Origin of the sequence: Nocardioides sp. Root140, assembly GCF_001426745.1 — a bacterium.
In the GTDB taxonomy this organism is placed as follows: Bacteria; Actinomycetota; Actinomycetes; order Propionibacteriales; family Nocardioidaceae; genus Nocardioides.
Genome location: NZ_LMFI01000015.1, coordinates 24,232 through 38,654, shown reverse-complemented (window position 1 = coordinate 38,654; position 14,423 = coordinate 24,232). Strand labels below are relative to the sequence as shown.

Sequence of the window (14,423 nt, the reverse complement as noted above, 5' to 3'; positions counted from 1 at the left end):
ACTTGTCAGCCTGGCTGTCAGATCGAGGTCGATCGGAGCTCTGCAGGCTCAGGCCTGGGCGCTGACCCGGGTGGTCGCGCAGACCTTGCCGTTCCACACCGCGTCGACGTCGGTGACCCAGAGGGTGCGGCCCGCGTGGCGGGTCGTCGTACGCAGCTCCAGGTCCACGCCGCTCGGCACAGCGCGGGTGTGGACGATGTGCAGGGACGAGGTGGCCAGGTCGCTGCCCGCCTCGACCCTCGAGGCCGTGGCGGCCGCCTCGCTGGCCGCGAGGGAAACGCCGCCGTGCAGTACGCCGCGTGGGTTCTCCCAGCGTGGCACGACGGGAAGCACCCAGCCCTCCCCCATTTCGCGCAGGGAGAGCACACCACTGAGGTCCTGGTCGAGGTCGACCGCGCCATCGAAGGCGAAATCAGTCCGGGCCACGGCGAAGTCCGGCGGATCGGCAATCTCCCGACCACGCTCACGACACTCGGCGATCAAGTTTCCCGAAGCATCGATCAGCTCACCGGTCGCGAAGGATCCGGGCGCGATGCTGCGCGCCGACGCACTCAGCTCACCTTCGGCATCGGCAAGTGGGCGGACGATGTCGATCCAGATCTCGGTACTGACGGTCCAGGCACCCTCGGGGAGGCTGCCGATGATCGAGTAGCCGACCACCTCGTCGACCAGTACGCCGAGGGATCCGACTGCCGGCCGACCGTCAGCCCCCGGGAACAAGCGATCGGCGGGCATCACGCCCCGCACAGTGTCGCCGTCCTGCCAAGGGTCTGCTCCGAAGAGCTTCGTCGGTCCGGAGAGGACGAACTGGATGGCACTCAATGCGTTCACGCCGTCGGCGACGCTCACTCCTGCCCTCATGCTGCCGAGATCCCGCCGTTCACGCTGATCGCCTGGCCGGTGACCCGCGCGGCGCCGGGGCCGGCGAGGAAGACCACCATGGCAGCCAGGTCCTCGGGCTCCGCCACTCCGAGGTGGGCCTGCTCGGCCGCCTTCTCGAAGAGCTTCTTGCTGAAGCCGTCGCTGAGCACGTTCTTAGCGGTGGCCGTCCCGGCGATCAGGGAGGGTGTCAGCACATTCACCCGCACGCCGTCCCGCTTGGCCTCGATCGCGGCGACCCGGCTGAACATCACGATCGCCGCCATCGCCGCACCCAGCACGGACTCACCGGGAGTGGCCACCTTGGCAGCGTCGGAGGCGATGTTGATGATGCTGCCACCACCCTGCTCACGCATGAACGGCAAGACCGCACGGGTCAGCAGCATGGGCGGGACCGCCTGCCCGGAAAGAATCCCCGCGATGTCGAGGGGGTCGGTGCGATGCAGCAGTTCGGGCCGGTACGCCGTGGTCACCGAACTGACGAGGACGTCGAGACCACCGAGCCTCCGGTGCACTTCTGCGACTGCCTCCTGCACCAGGTCGACGTCGCCGGCGTCGACCGACAGGAACTCGACCTGCGCGTCGGGACAGCGCTCGAGGAGGGTCGCCCGGGCACGCGTACCGCGCTCCTGGGACCGGCCCATGAGCGCAATCCGCCGTACGCCGGCATCGAGGAACGCTTCGGCACTGGCCAGGCCGACGCCCGACGTACCACCGGCGACCAGGACCGCCTGTTCTGAGTGAGTGCGGACCAGAGGCCTGGCGTTCATGGGCTCCTCCTGTGGAGTACTACATTATTGGCAACTGAGTTCTCTTGAGTGTCGCACGTTTTCGATCTACCGTGCAGGTGGCACGCATCACACGACCGACTTCTGGAGCGCGACATGACCGATGGCACCGCACGCATGAATCTGACGGAGTCCTATTGGCCGGCCGAGCCCGGCGAGGTCCGCGAGGTCACCGTCTGCGACGTGATCCGTCACGCGGCGACGACCGTGCCCGATCGACTCGCCCTGGTGAACTGCGTGCCGGACGCCGACGCCCGCAAGGAGTGGACGTACGCCGAGTTCCTCAGCGACATCGAGGACGTCGCCAGGGCACTGCTGGCCCGCTACCAGCCCGGGGACAGGATCGCGATCTGGGCACCCAACAGCGCGGAGTGGATCGTGCTTCAGCAGGGCATCGCCATGGCCGGGATGGTGCTGGTCGCGCTGAACCCGGCGTACCGCGCCCGCGAGATGCAGTTCGTCCTCTCCCAGTCGGAGTCCGTGGCGGTCTTCCTGGTCGACACGCACCGGGACTTCGACATGCGCGGCATGGTCGACGAGATGAGCTCCGGACTCCCCCACCTGCGCGGCATCCACCCCTTCTCGGAGTGGGACGAGTTCCTCGCCTCGGGCAGCCCGTCCACCGCGCTGCCCGCCATTGAGCCGCGGGACGTCGTGCAGGTGCAGTACACCTCGGGCACGACCGGCTTCCCCAAGGGCGCCGTCCTGCACCACATGGGCCTGGTCAACGAAGCGACGTTCGTCGCCGAGCGGGCCGGCATGTCCGACGGAGGCGTCTACATCAACGCGATGCCGATGTACCACATCGGCGGTGGTGCAGTGACCTCGTTCGGGGCCTGGGCCAAGCGCGGCACGTTCGTGATCCTTCCCGGTTTCGATCCCGGCCAACTGATCGAGGCGTTCGAGACCTACCGGGGCACGCACACCCTGGTCGTGCCGACCATGCTCATCGCGATGCTCGACCACCCCGAGCTTGACCGGCGGGACATGTCGAGCCTCCAGACCATCCTCAGCGGCGCGGCAGCCGTCCCCGCCGCTCTGGTCCGCAAGACCATGGCTCGGCTGCACTGCCAGTTCAGCATCCTCTTCGGGCAGACGGAGGCGCACGGCGTCGTCTCACAGACGCGCGTCACCGACTCTCCCGAGGACCAGTCCGACACCGTCGGCCAACCGCTCCCGCAGCTGGAGATGAAGATCGCCGACCCCCTCACCGGTGCCCCCGCGGCTCTCGAGATCGCCGGGGAGATCTGCGTGCGCGGCTACCAGAACATGCTCGAGTACTACAACATGCCCGAGGAGACGGCCCGGACCATCGACGACGAGGGCTGGCTGCACATGGGGGACATCGGGAAGATGGACGCCCGTGGCTTCCTCAAGGTCACCGGACGGGTCAAGGACATGATCATCCGTGGCGGCATCAATCTCTACCCCGCTGAGATCGAGGCAGCCCTGCAGGACCACCCGGCCATCGAGACGGCGGCCGTCGTGGGCGCGCCCGACGAGAAGTGGGGCGAGCAGGTCAGTGCCTTCCTCAAGATCAGGCACGGCAGCGAGCAACCCACGGTCGCCGAGCTCACCGACTTCCTGCGCCAGCAGATCGCGCCGCACAAGACGCCCGTCTTCTGGAAGTTCGTCACCGACCTGCCGATGACACCGACCGGCAAGATCCAGAAGTTCGTGCTGCGCGACCAGATCGTCGAGGGGTCGGTGACCTTCGACGAGGTCCGTACGTCGACGAGCGCTCCCGCCGACGCGTAGCTCAGGGCGCGCACGCGTAGCTCACAGCGCCAACGTGTAGCTCCCAGCGACGCCGGGTGCCTCTGGCGCGACTCCGCGAATCCACCAGCGCAGGCCCTACGCCTGAGGTGTGATCCACGTTGAATGAACGTTTGTTCAAGACCTGTTCTTGAACAAACGTTCATTCAACGCCGACCGTGTCGGTGGCGGTGACGTCGGGCTGTTCCGAGGCATCGAGGATCGCCTCGACGGGCTCAGCGACGAACCGCGATGGAGGCGCCGAGGTCGACAGGTCCGGCCAGGTTGCCGTCACACCCGGCGCAGGAGTGGCCGGGCTCGTCGTGCGACGTACGCGGAAAGAGGTGATCGGCGCCGGCCACGTCCTGCACGGGCCGACCCCGCTGGTCGGCCTCCAACGCAAGCAGCGCGGCGCCGTACGCTCCGGTGATCTGCGGCTGCTCCGGCACCCCGACCTCGACCCGGAGGGCACGCGAGAGGAAGTGCACGGCCGCCGGATTGCGCGCCACACCACCGGTGAGCACCACCGGTGTGCGCTTCCCGACCTGCGCCACCAGGGCGAGTGTTCGCGCTGCGATCGCACGGTGCACGGAGGAGGCGATGTCGGCCACCGGCAGGTCCTGCGCCATCAGCGAGACGATCTCGGTCTCGGCGAAGGTCGCGCACATGGTGCTGATCTCGAGATCGTCGTTGCCCTGCATGGCCAACGCACCCAGATCGTCGATCTCGCACTCCAGGGCGCGGGCCAGCACCTCGTAGAAACGGCCGGTGCCGCTGGCACAGCGGTCGTTCATCGCGAACTCGTCGACCAGGCCGTCCGAACCGACGGTGATCGCCTTGCTGTCCTGGCCCCCGACGTCGATGACCAGTCTCACTCCGGGCACCATCTCGGAGGTTCCCCGCGCATGGCAGGTGATCTCCGTGAAGGTGCGCTGCACCCCGGGCACGAGCTTGCGGCCGTACCCCGTCGACACCGTGCCTGAGAGCTCCGCAGTCTCGAGGCCCGCGGACTCCAGCGCGGCATCGATCGCCCGCTGCATGCCGCGTCGGCTCACCGCGCCCATCGCGATGGTGCTCGACGCGGCAATGCCGCCAAGGCCGTCGATGACGACGGCCTTGGCGGTCGTGGAACCGAGGTCGACCCCGAGGTAGTGGCGAGTGGTCACATCGACCCACGCTCACGGCGTACGTCGATCACCTCGAGCATCGCCGCGAGGCGGCTCTCGAGGATCTCGTCCTTGTAGAAGGAGGCGTCCGCGACGTCGCCCTCGAAGAACATCGAGGGGATCCCGAGGTTCTTCTCGGCCGAGGCGGCGAGCAGGCGCTGCGGTCCGGTGAAGGCGCGGCAGGTGCGCGTGGAGTGGAACGCGATCCCGTCGACCTGGTAGTCGGCGCAGTCCTTGAGCGTCAGGTGGTCCAGCGTCCGGGTGCCGTGGTTGGTCGGGCAGAGCAGGTAGTGCTGTGCCATGCCGAGGAGCGGGTCGGACGGGTTTAGGAGCTGCGGCTCCTGCCAGAAGGCGTTCTGGATGTAGCGACCGGCCACCACCGATGCGCCGTGCTCGGCGAACTTGCGGGACAGGAAGCCGAGCTTGTTCCAGTTCATGATGCCGTCGAAGTAGATGCGGTACTTCTCCCCCTCGACCGCCTGGACGCCGGTGTCGATGCGGCCCTGGATCTCGTCGCGTACGCCGGCGAAGTAGTCGACCAGCGCCTGGTCCCCGGGAAGGAAGTTGATCGGTGCGACCGAGGCGATCCAGTCCCAGAAGGTCGCCGGTGCCGGCTTCTGCTTGCAGAGGTCGAGGCCTTCCCGGCGCAGCTCGGCGGCCTGCTTGATGTAGAACATCGACTCACTGAGTGCGTCCCAGTCGAAGGGCCGCCCGGTCTGGAACTCGAGCCAGCTGATCAGCTCGCGCAACTGGTCGGCGACGTACTTCGAGGCGGCGTCCCACTCCTCGCCCTTGAGGTAGCCCGCGTCGGGCTTGTTTCCCCAGAGGAACGGGTGCGAGACGTTGAAGATCGGGACCTCCTTGCCGAACACACGGTAGGACACCTCGTCCCACTGCTGGCCGGTGCTGCAGCCCGCATAGTTGTTGACGAAGAAGTCCGGGCGGGGCAGGCGGGCAGCCAGCTCCTTCTGGTCGTGCATGCCGACGACACCACTGCCGTCGCCCTCGCCCTGCACGGTGAGGACGGAGCAGCCGAGGTGGGTGCGCGAGTAGGAGCAGAGCTCGGAGCTGTAGCCGTACTCTGCGCCGGCCAGCTGGGCCGGCCCCTCCATCTGCTGCGCGGCCAGACGGGCGGAGAACGCCTCGCCGTGGCACCACGCGACACCCGCGGCCTGGAAGATCGGGTTGAGCGCGCCACCGTTGTACCAGACGATCTGCTTTCCCTCGTCGCGTGCGGTGAAGAGCTTCTCCCAGTAGTCGGTGATGAGCTGGCCGCCAGCGCGAGTGATCGCGAGGCGGTTGGTGCGGTCAGGTGCAGTCACAGTCATCGTGCGTTCCCTCTTCCATGCAGTAGGTGGTGGATCAGGCGTACGCCGGCCGCTTGCGCAGCACACGTTCGACGAGGGCCTCGACCCTGGTCCGGAAGGCCTCGAGCGGAATGCCCTCGTGCTCGGTCTCGATCAGCAGCTGCGCGATGCCCTCGGCGTCGAGGCGCTTGCGGAGCTCGGGGTAGAGCAGCATGTGCGGCTCGCAGAACTTCGGCATCAGGTGGATCACTGCCTCCGCACCACTGCGCTCCGTCGACTCCACGAGCCAGGTGTCCCAGTCGGCGTCGTGCTGCACGCGGGTCGGGCAAGGGAGGTTGCCGTTGCGGGAGGTGTACCAGTGGCCGATGGCCTCCATCGGCTCGAGGACCTCGTCCACGTCGGTGGACAGGAAGCGCCGCCCCGTCCAGAGGTCGTCGTCGACCACGAGCGCGCCGCTGTCCTCGATCACCTGGAGCAGCTCGCGGCGCGGGGCGTGGCACATGTGGCCGGAGAGGTGAACCCGCACGCGCTCGTCGCGCGGCTGGCCGACCTTCTCGGCCCGGGCCAGCTCCAGGAGTGCGAGGTGCTCGACCGGGTCCATCACCATCGCCGAGGCGACCAGGTCCTGGAGCTCGGTGGGCGCCCAGGCGGTGCTGCCCGCCGTACGCTCGTCGAAGATCTGCCGCAGGGCGCGCCGGTCTGCGTTGTACGCCGCGATGCTGGCCCTCAGCGACTCGTCGGTCACCTTCGACCCCGAGAGTGCCTCGACCTCCTCGCGGAAGGTGTTCATCATCTCGGCGACCTTCTGCCCGGCCCAGGCATCGCTCAGGGAGGTGGCGAGCATCCCGAAGAAGACCGGGGTCTCCGGCTGCAGCTGACGGGCGACGTCAGCCGCGCCGACCAGCTGGATGCAGTGGTCGGCCATGAAGACGGCGTCGTAGAGGTCGAGGCGACCGGTGGCCACCTGGTCGGCCAGGTTGCGGGTGAAGCCGCAGTAGAACTCAGGAAGCAGGGCGCGTCCCTCGGTCACCGGCTCCTGGTCGTCCGGGACGATCACCGGCAACAGCCCGGCGGCGTGGGCGAGTTCGCGGGGGAAGTTCATCGGCATGACGCCGAGGACCTTGCCGTCGGGGTGTGCCGCACGCCAGGCCGCGACGTACCCGCGTGTGTCGCGAGCCGCCCGGACCAGGCGCTCCATGGCTGGGACGGTCATGTCACTCTCCTGTGGGATGTTCTACGTATTCTGTAAGCGAGTTCCCAATACTGTACAACAAATGATGCATCCCGGGAAGAGCGGCCGCCACAGAGGCATTGCCGGACCAGGGGTTGTGAACGATCGTTCTCAGGGCTATTCTGCAAATGGTCAGGCCAAAGCCTGCCCGCACCCCGAGAGAGGACAGCGACACCTCATGGACGACTTCACCGACATCACCTACGAGGTCGAGAACGGCCTCGCCACGATCACCATCAACCGGCCGGAGCGCTACAACGCCTTCCGCGCGCAGACGGTCGACGAGCTGGTCCTGGCGTTCAAGCGCGCCTGGGGCAGCAACGAGGTCGGCACCGTCTGCCTCACAGGTGCCGGCGAGAAGGCCTTCTGCTCCGGCGGGGACCAGAAGCAGCGCGCGGAGACCGGCGACTACGGCCCGTCCGTGAGCGGCCTGTTCGAGGTCGAGGCGCTGCACCGCGTCATGCGCGACATCCCCAAGCCCGTGATCGCCGCCGTCAACGGCATCGCCATCGGCGGCGGCCACGTGCTGCACGTGCTCGCCGACCTGACCATCGCCGCCGACACCGCGACCTTCGGCCAGAACGGTCCTCGCGTCGGCAGCTTCGACGCCGGCCTCGGCTCGGGCTACCTGGCCCGCGTCATCGGCGAGAAGCGCGCCCGCGAGATCTGGTTCATGCTCCGCCGTCTCTCCGCGAAGGAGGCCGAGGACTGGGGCCTGGTCAACAAGGTCGTGCCGGCCGCCGACCTGATGACCGAGGTCCGCGCCTGGGCGGACACGATGAACTCCTACTCCCCCACCGCGCTGAAGGTGCTCAAGCAGTCGTTCAACAGCGACACCGAGCACTTCGTCAGCATCGGCAACATGGCGATCACGACGTTGAAGATGTTCGGCGAGACCCCTGAGGCAAAGGAGGGCATCACGGCGTTCAACGAGAAGCGCCAGCCCGACTTCTCCGCCTACCGCGGCAACTGACGGGTCCGGGAGACGCCATGAGGCTCGACGCCGAACGACTCGAGTTCGCGGCCGCGATCGCCGACTTCGCAGCCCGCGAGTGTGGGACCCAGGCCCGGCTCGACGAACTGACCGAGAACGAGACGCGGGCGCACAGCCCGGAGATCCTCACCAAGCTCTCGGAGCTCGGCTGGCTCGGCGTCTCCCTTCCCGAGGAGTACGGCGGAGGCGGGGCCGGCTTCGTCGACGAGTGCGTCTTCATCGAGGAGGCGCACCGCGGCCTGCTCCCGGGACTGCTCGCCTACACCACCGGACTCACCGCTGCCCAGACCTACCTCAAGTGGGGCAACGAGGAGCAGAAGAAGCTGATCTGCTCCAACCTGGCCGGCGGTGTCACGGAGGCCATCGCGCTCTCGGAGCCGGGCACCGGGTCCGACCTCGGCGCGGTCCGCACGCGCGCGGTGCGGGACGGCGACGAATACGTCATCGACGGACAGAAGACCTGGATCTCCGTGGCCCACATCGCGGAGCACATGCTGGTCCTGGTCCGCGAGGACTCCTCCGGCCCCAAGCACGAGGGGCTCACGTTGTTGATGGTCCCGACGGCCACGCCGGGAATCGAGATGCGCGAGGTGCGCACGATGGAGGCCCGCACCTGCAACGACGTGTTCTTCACCGGCGTCCGGGTGCCCGCCGCCAACGTCGTCGGCACCGCCGGACAGGGCTGGAAGCACCTGATGCGCGGACTCAGCGTGGAGCGGATGATCATCGCGGCCTTCAGCATCGGGGCCGCACGCCGATCGCTCGACGACGCGGTTGCCTACATGAAGCAGCGCGAGGCGTTCGGCCAGCCGACCAGCAACTTCCAGGCCCTGCGCCACCGGGTCGCCGACCTCGCCACCGACATCGCGACCACGAGGGCCTTCGTCTACGACGTCGCCCAGGCCATCGACGACGGCCACGAGGACGGACTCTCGGCGGAGTCGTCGATGGCCAAGATGCGCGCCACCGAGGTCGCCAAGAACGCCGCCCTGGAGGCCATGCAGCTGATGGGTGGCGCCGGCTACGCCCGGGAGTACGGCATGGAGTTCCAGGTACGGCGCGCGCTCGCGCCGCCGATCTTCGGAGGAACCAACGAGATCCAGCGCGAGATCATCGCCAAGTCGATCTTCTGACCCCGACCCACACGACGGGCCTCGCCGGCTTACCGGCGGGGCCCGTTCCCGTCTGTGCGACAGACGGGAGACACGCCTCGATGTGCTGGCCCACAGCGGCTCCCGCCGGCGCGCTTACGTTCCTGCTGCCGCAGACCTACGTTGACGCAATGAGCCAAGGCAACGAGTTCGAGAACAAGGTCGTCATCATCACGGGGGCGGGCGGTGGCATCGGCGGCGCCACGGCGCGGCTCTTCGCGGCAGAGGGAGCCGTCACCGTCCTCGTGGATCGCGACCAGGGGCCGCTGACCGAGGTCGCGGATGAGATCGGTGGCCATGCGCACCCGTTGGACCTCCGGGACGAGTCGGCCATCGACGGCTTCGTCGAACAAGTGGTCGCCGAGCACGGGCGGATCGACGCGCTGATCAACATCGCCGGCGTCTTCGTCGGCTCCGAGGGCTCGGTCGAGGAGAGCTCCCGGCGTACCTGGGACCTGAGCCTCGACGTGAACCTCCGCGCCACCAGCCACCTCACCGCCCGGGCCCTGCCCCATCTGGTCGCAGTGGGGAACGGAGCCGTCGTGACCACGTCGTCGACGCAAGCCCGCGCGGCCGACGTCGGCTGGTCGTCGTACGGCATCGCGAAGGCGGGGGTCGAGGCACTCACCCGGTACGTCGCCACCCAGTACGGCCCACAGGGCGTCCGGTGCAACTGCGTGGCGCCGGGCGTCACCGCGACCCCGCGTGCGCTCGAACGCTTTCCCGAGGACCGGGCGCGGAGCGTCCGCGCCAACACGCCGCTGCGCCGGTTCGGACAGCCCGAGGAGCTGGCGGAGGCCTACCTGTTCCTCGCCTCGCAACGGGCTTCGTTCATCACCGGTCAGGTGATCCCGGTCGACGGCGGCATGATGGTCCACCTGCCGAGCTGATCGGTGAACCCGATGCCCGCCCGGCGGTTCTCACCGGGCAGGCATCAGGCGTCAGTCGTCGTTGGTCTCGTCCAGATAGATCGTCTTCATCGACTGGAACGCGGCGAGACCTTCGGGGCCGAGCTCACGACCGAGCCCGCTGGAGCGCACCCCGCCGAACGGTGCGAACGGGTCGTTGGAATATCCGTTCACCCCGATCGTGCCAGTGCGCACACGCCGGGCGAAGGACTCGCCGCGCGCAGGATCGGCGGTCCAGACCGAACCGCCGAGTCCGTACTCGCTGTCATTGGCGATCGCCACGGCGTCGTCCTCGTCCTCGTACGGAATCACCGCCAGGACTGGACCGAAGATCTCCTCCTGGGCGATGGTTGCCTTGCGATCCACGTCAGCGAAGACCGTCGGCTCGACGAACCACCCCTTGTCGAGGTCGGCCGGTCGGCCGCCACCGACCACCAAGCGACCACCGTCACTGCTTCCCTTCCGGATGTACGACTCGACGCGGTCGCGCTGACGTTCGGAAACCAGCGGGCCGACCTGTGTCCCGTCCGCCAGCGGATCGCCGACGACGAGCGACTCTGCCAGTCCGGCGATCGTGTCGAGCACTTCGTCGTACCGCGTGCGAGGCGCCAGGACGCGCGTCCCGAGCCAGCAGATCTGCCCGTTGTTCAGCATCGTGGCGGCGAAGAAGTCCTCGATGGTCTCCGCGAGGTTCGCGTCGTCCAGCACCACCGCGGCAGACTTGCCGCCGAGCTCGAGAGTGACCGGACGCAGCAGGTTGCCGCAGGTCGAGGCGATCGCCCGACCGGCGGCGGTGGAGCCGGTGAAGGAGACCTTGTCGACACCGGGGTGCTGGACCAGGTAGCCGCCTACCTCGCGCCCGGCGGGGACGACGTTGAGCACTCCCGGGGGCAGGCCCGCCTCAACGGCCGCCTCTGCCATCAGGAACGCGTCAAGGACGGTCTCCGGCGCCGGCTTGAGCACCACGGTGCAGCCGGAAGCCAGCGCCGGGGCGAGCTTGAGGAACGTGATCGCCTGCGGAACGTTCCACGGCACGATGGCGGCCACCACACCGATCGGCTCCTTCAGCACCAGAGCCTGCTTGCCGAGCATGCCCTGGCGACGTTCTTCCTTGCCCGTTTCGACCAGGCCGGCGTAGTAGCGCAGGAGAAGTGCGGGGAAGCCGGCCTCGAAGTTCATCGCCAGCCACAGCGGCATGCCGTTCTGGATGGAGACGCGTCGCGCGGTCTCGGGGCCGCGCGCCTCGAGGGCGGCGGCGAACCGCTCAAGGACCTCGGTGCGCCTGGCCGGCTCCCACGTTGCCCAACCGGACGGGTCGTCGAAGGCACGGCGGGCGGCGGCCACGGCGTTGTCGACGTCGCCTTCAGCCGCTTCCGGGACACTGCCGATGAACTGCTCCGTCGTCGGCGAGTGGACGTCGATGCGCTGGGTGGTGGTCGGCGACGCCCACTCGCCGTCCAGGTAGAAGCTGTCGTAGTCGATGGTGGTCATGGTTCTCTCCTGAGGGTGGTGGGATTCCCGAGGTGGTGGGTCGTACGGCAGCGCGTCACTCGTGGACCAGGACGACCTTGACCGCCTCGCCGCGCGCCTGGGCGGCAACGGCGTCGTTGATCTTGGCGAACGGCATGGTCGTGACCAGGCGGTCGAACGGGAACCTGCCGGCGAGGTGCAGGTCCACCAGTTCCGGGATGAAGTGGTCGGGGTCGCTGTCGCCCTCGACGATGCCTTGGAAGTGCAGGCCGCGGGCCTGCATCTCGATCAGTCCGACGGCCAGTTCGGAGGTCGGGTCCGACGGCACACCGACCATGCCGAGGGTGCCGCGCTGAGCGAGACTCGCGATGATCTCGTTGACCACGGGGATTGCGGCCGTGGTGTCCAGGGCGAAGCCGACGCCCTCAGGCAGGATGGCGCGGACCTGCTCGGACAGCGGTCCCGCGGCCGGGTCGATCACGTGCGTCGCGCCGAGCTCCAGGGCCAGTTGGCGACGTGCGGCGAGGGGCTCGGCCACGATGATGGTCCCGAGCTCGCGGACCACCGCGCCGAGCACACCGGAGAGGCCCACTGATCCGCCGCCCACGACCAGGAGCGACGACCCGCCGGGGCAGGCCATGGACTGCATGACCGCTCCGGCGCCTGTCTGGATGCCACAGCCCAGGGGGCCGGCCAGCGCGATGTCGAGGGCCGGGTTCACCTTGACGACGTTGCGCTCGCGAGCGATCGAGTGCGTGGCGAAGCTCGACTGGCCGAAGAAGTAGCTGCCACACGCCGTGTCCTGGCGGTGCAGGGTGCTGGTGCCGTCGGGACGCGCTCCGCCAAAGTTCCGGCCCATGAAGTCGGCGCAGTACGACGGAGCGCCCTGCGCGCACTGCGTGCACATGCCGCAGGAGTTGAACGTCGCTGCAACCGGGTCGCCGACAACTACCTTGGTGACGTCGCTGCCGACCGCGACCACGGTGCCGCTGCCCTCGTGGCCGACGACACCGGGGAACGGGAACGGGAGATGGCCGTGCTGAACGGCCAGGTCCGTGTGACAAAGCCCGACCCCGGCGATCTCGATGACGACCTCGTCAGGGGCCGGGTCGGCGAGCGTGAGTTCCTGGAGGACGAAGTCCTGGCCGAGTCCTTCGAGCACTGCTGCGGTGATCTGCATGGTTCTTCCTTTGTCCGATGGGATCAGTTGGTGTCCGGCACGACGACGCGGGCGCCGTCGCACTCGGCCGAGACGATGAGTTGGCAGGAGAGCCGTGAGCGTTCGCAGGCACCGTCGAGGAACTCGACCAGCTCGGTCTCCTCGTCCATCGGCTCGTCGAACAGGGCCATGTGCTCAGGGGCGACATGGACGTGGCAGGTGGCGCACGAGCAGCTGCCCCCGCACTCGGCGACGATGCCCGGCAGGTTGTTGCGCACCGAGCCGTCCATGACGGTCTGGCCTTCGGGCACATCGACGGTCTGTTCACTGCCGTCCGGCAGCTGGTAGGTGATGTTGGGCATGGGCTTGCTCCTGGAATCGGACGAGCTGTTGATGGGTCAGGCGAGGGCGAGCTCGCGCAACGGGACTGTCGGGTCGCCGAGTCGGTCCGCGTCGACGGGGCGGTTCGAGGCGAGCAGCCGACGTCCCGCCATGAAGTCGGCATTGGCGTTCGCGGCCTCCACGGCCACGAGGCGCCCACCGTGGTGGTGGAAGAGCGCGAACGATCCGGTCGCGGGCTCGCCGCGCAGGACGGTGTCGTACGGCGCCGCGACGACGCCGGCGATCTTGAGCTTCAGGTCGAACTGGTCGGACCAGAACCACGGGACCTCGGGTTCCACCGACGGCTTCCCCATGATCGATGCGACTGCCTGGCGGGCCTGCTCGGTCGCGCTCGGGATGCTCTCGAACCGCATCGGCTCGCCTCCGCCGTGCCGCGGGCGCACGGTGACGTCGCCCAACGCCCAGATGGCGTCATCACTGGTCCGCGCGGCCCCGTCCACCACCACGCCGCCACGGCAGAGGAGGCCGGAGCGTGAGGCGAGTTCGTCGCACGGGATGGCACCGACTCCGACGACGACCGTTCCAGCGTCGACGGCCTCGCCATCGGCCAGGCGGATCCGGCGAACTCCGTCGGCGTCGCCCTCGAAGGCCACCACGTCGGCGCCGGTGCGCACATCGGTGCCCCGACCACGGTGGTGCGCGGCCAGGATGCCGGACAGCGCCGGGCTGGCCACTCGCGCCAGGACCCGGTCCTCACGTTCGAGGACGGTGACCGGCACGCCTCCCGAACGGGCCACGGCGGCGACCTCAAGGCCGACGTAGCCTCCGCCGACCACGGCCAGCCCCGCGGCTCCGGCCAGCCCGTCGCGGAGTGCGGCCGCGTCCTCGATCGTGCGAAGGCTGAGCACCCCGGGCAGGTCGCATCCGGGCACGTCCAGCATGCGCGGCCGTGCCCCGGTCGCGAGCACCAGGGCGTCGTACGTCAGCACCTGGCCCAGCGATGTCTCGACCGTGTGCGCGACCCGATCGATCAGGGTGATCGTCTCGTGGAGCCTGACAGTGATCGAGTTCTCGACGTAGAAGGGAGCCTCGCGGAGCCATTGCGTGGCCGGCTCGGCCAGGAAGGTCTTCGACAGGGGTGGTCGCTGGTAGGGGAGATGTCGTTCAGCACCCACGAGCACCAGCTCGCCGTCGTACCCCGCCTGGCGCAGCAGCGCCGCGAACGTGCCGGCCGCATGCCCGGCTCCGACCACGACGACCCGGCCCGACATCA

13 protein-coding genes are annotated in these 14,423 nt (G+C 68.6%); 4 read left to right on the top strand and 9 right to left on the bottom strand.

Annotated features, from left to right (window positions below; translation table 11 throughout):
• Positions 1-48: 48 nt before the first annotated feature.
• Positions 49-861, bottom strand: a complete 813-nt coding sequence (locus ASD30_RS23320) for a PaaI family thioesterase (protein WP_082564132.1) — start codon at positions 859-861, stop codon at positions 49-51.
• Entirely contained in the window at positions 858-1,649 is a 792-nt protein-coding gene (locus tag ASD30_RS23315; RefSeq protein ID WP_056687857.1) for an SDR family NAD(P)-dependent oxidoreductase, read from the bottom strand. The genes ASD30_RS23320 and ASD30_RS23315 overlap by 4 nt, the downstream gene beginning before the upstream one ends.
• A 114-nt stretch (positions 1,650-1,763) precedes the next feature.
• Here ASD30_RS23315 and ASD30_RS23310 point away from each other — a divergent pair, with 114 nt between their 5' ends.
• Positions 1,764-3,425 (top strand): AMP-binding protein, encoded by a 1,662-nt coding sequence (locus ASD30_RS23310; protein WP_200951234.1) that lies wholly within the window; start codon positions 1,764-1,766, stop codon positions 3,423-3,425.
• 233 nt (positions 3,426-3,658) lie between these two features.
• Here the strand turns inward: ASD30_RS23310 and ASD30_RS23305 are convergent, their stop codons facing one another.
• The 3 genes from ASD30_RS23305 to ASD30_RS23295 are packed head-to-tail and all read right to left on the bottom strand — an operon-like array spanning position 3,659 to position 7,108.
• Positions 3,659-4,588: an acyl-CoA dehydratase activase gene (locus ASD30_RS23305; protein ID WP_056687854.1), complete on the bottom strand. Its 930-nt coding sequence runs from the start codon at positions 4,586-4,588 to the stop codon at positions 3,659-3,661.
• Positions 4,585-5,916, bottom strand: coding sequence for a 2-hydroxyacyl-CoA dehydratase subunit D (locus ASD30_RS23300; protein WP_056687852.1), 1,332 nt, complete (start codon positions 5,914-5,916; stop codon positions 4,585-4,587). The genes ASD30_RS23305 and ASD30_RS23300 overlap by 4 nt, the downstream gene beginning before the upstream one ends.
• Before the next feature lie 34 nt (positions 5,917-5,950).
• Entirely contained in the window at positions 5,951-7,108 is a 1,158-nt protein-coding gene (locus tag ASD30_RS23295) for a 2-hydroxyacyl-CoA dehydratase subunit D (RefSeq protein WP_200949865.1), read from the bottom strand.
• A 196-nt stretch (positions 7,109-7,304) separates the two neighbouring features.
• Between ASD30_RS23295 and ASD30_RS23290 the strand changes: the two genes are divergently transcribed.
• The 3 genes from ASD30_RS23290 (at position 7,305) to ASD30_RS23280 (ending at position 10,161) form a co-directional block, all read left to right on the top strand.
• The gene (locus ASD30_RS23290) at positions 7,305-8,099 is read left to right on the top strand and encodes an enoyl-CoA hydratase-related protein (protein ID WP_056687849.1); all 795 of its coding nucleotides are present in this window, start codon (positions 7,305-7,307) and stop codon (positions 8,097-8,099) included.
• A gap of 17 nt (positions 8,100-8,116) precedes the next feature.
• A complete protein-coding gene (locus ASD30_RS23285) occupies positions 8,117-9,253 on the top strand; it encodes an acyl-CoA dehydrogenase family protein (protein WP_056687846.1) in 1,137 nt (378 codons plus the stop codon).
• 149 nt (positions 9,254-9,402) lie between these two features.
• Positions 9,403-10,161 (top strand): SDR family NAD(P)-dependent oxidoreductase, encoded by a 759-nt coding sequence (locus tag ASD30_RS23280; RefSeq protein ID WP_056687843.1) that lies wholly within the window; start codon positions 9,403-9,405, stop codon positions 10,159-10,161.
• A gap of 51 nt (positions 10,162-10,212) precedes the next feature.
• Here ASD30_RS23280 and ASD30_RS23275 read toward each other — a convergent pair whose 3' ends face one another.
• Genes ASD30_RS23275 through ASD30_RS23260 form a run of 4 tightly spaced genes read right to left on the bottom strand, consistent with a single transcriptional unit; the run spans position 10,213 to position 14,421 of the window.
• On the bottom strand, positions 10,213-11,670 hold the full coding sequence (locus ASD30_RS23275) for an aldehyde dehydrogenase (protein ID WP_056687840.1): 1,458 nt from the start codon (positions 11,668-11,670) through the stop codon (positions 10,213-10,215).
• A gap of 55 nt (positions 11,671-11,725) precedes the next feature.
• A complete protein-coding gene (locus tag ASD30_RS23270) occupies positions 11,726-12,829 on the bottom strand; it encodes an NAD(P)-dependent alcohol dehydrogenase (protein WP_056687837.1) in 1,104 nt (367 codons plus the stop codon).
• Positions 12,830-12,852: 23 nt separating this feature from the next.
• On the bottom strand, positions 12,853-13,170 hold the full coding sequence (locus ASD30_RS23265) for a 2Fe-2S iron-sulfur cluster-binding protein (RefSeq protein WP_056687833.1): 318 nt from the start codon (positions 13,168-13,170) through the stop codon (positions 12,853-12,855).
• A 36-nt stretch (positions 13,171-13,206) separates the two neighbouring features.
• Complete coding sequence (locus tag ASD30_RS23260; RefSeq protein WP_056688220.1) at positions 13,207-14,421, bottom strand: NAD(P)/FAD-dependent oxidoreductase; 1,215 nt, start codon at positions 14,419-14,421, stop codon at positions 13,207-13,209.
• Positions 14,422-14,423 lie beyond the last annotated feature (2 nt).

What these genes read in the sequence shown, in the direction of transcription:
- ASD30_RS23295 (WP_200949865.1), bottom strand. Translation starts at nt 7,108, where the DNA reads ATGACCGTCCCAGCCATGGAGCGCCTGGTCCGGGCGGCTCGCGACACA.
- ASD30_RS23315 (WP_056687857.1), bottom strand. Translation starts at nt 1,649, where the DNA reads ATGAACGCCAGGCCTCTGGTCCGCACTCACTCAGAACAGGCGGTCCTG.
- ASD30_RS23300 (WP_056687852.1), bottom strand. Translation starts at nt 5,916, where the DNA reads ATGACTGTGACTGCACCTGACCGCACCAACCGCCTCGCGATCACTCGC.
- ASD30_RS23270 (WP_056687837.1), bottom strand. Translation starts at nt 12,829, where the DNA reads ATGCAGATCACCGCAGCAGTGCTCGAAGGACTCGGCCAGGACTTCGTC.
- ASD30_RS23310 (WP_200951234.1), top strand. Translation starts at nt 1,764, where the DNA reads ATGACCGATGGCACCGCACGCATGAATCTGACGGAGTCCTATTGGCCG.
- ASD30_RS23285 (WP_056687846.1), top strand. Translation starts at nt 8,117, where the DNA reads ATGAGGCTCGACGCCGAACGACTCGAGTTCGCGGCCGCGATCGCCGAC.
- ASD30_RS23265 (WP_056687833.1), bottom strand. Translation starts at nt 13,170, where the DNA reads ATGCCCAACATCACCTACCAGCTGCCGGACGGCAGTGAACAGACCGTC.
- ASD30_RS23275 (WP_056687840.1), bottom strand. Translation starts at nt 11,670, where the DNA reads ATGACCACCATCGACTACGACAGCTTCTACCTGGACGGCGAGTGGGCG.
- ASD30_RS23320 (WP_082564132.1), bottom strand. Translation starts at nt 861, where the DNA reads ATGAGGGCAGGAGTGAGCGTCGCCGACGGCGTGAACGCATTGAGTGCC.
- ASD30_RS23260 (WP_056688220.1), bottom strand. Translation starts at nt 14,421, where the DNA reads ATGTCGGGCCGGGTCGTCGTGGTCGGAGCCGGGCATGCGGCCGGCACG.
- ASD30_RS23290 (WP_056687849.1), top strand. Translation starts at nt 7,305, where the DNA reads ATGGACGACTTCACCGACATCACCTACGAGGTCGAGAACGGCCTCGCC.
- ASD30_RS23280 (WP_056687843.1), top strand. Translation starts at nt 9,403, where the DNA reads ATGAGCCAAGGCAACGAGTTCGAGAACAAGGTCGTCATCATCACGGGG.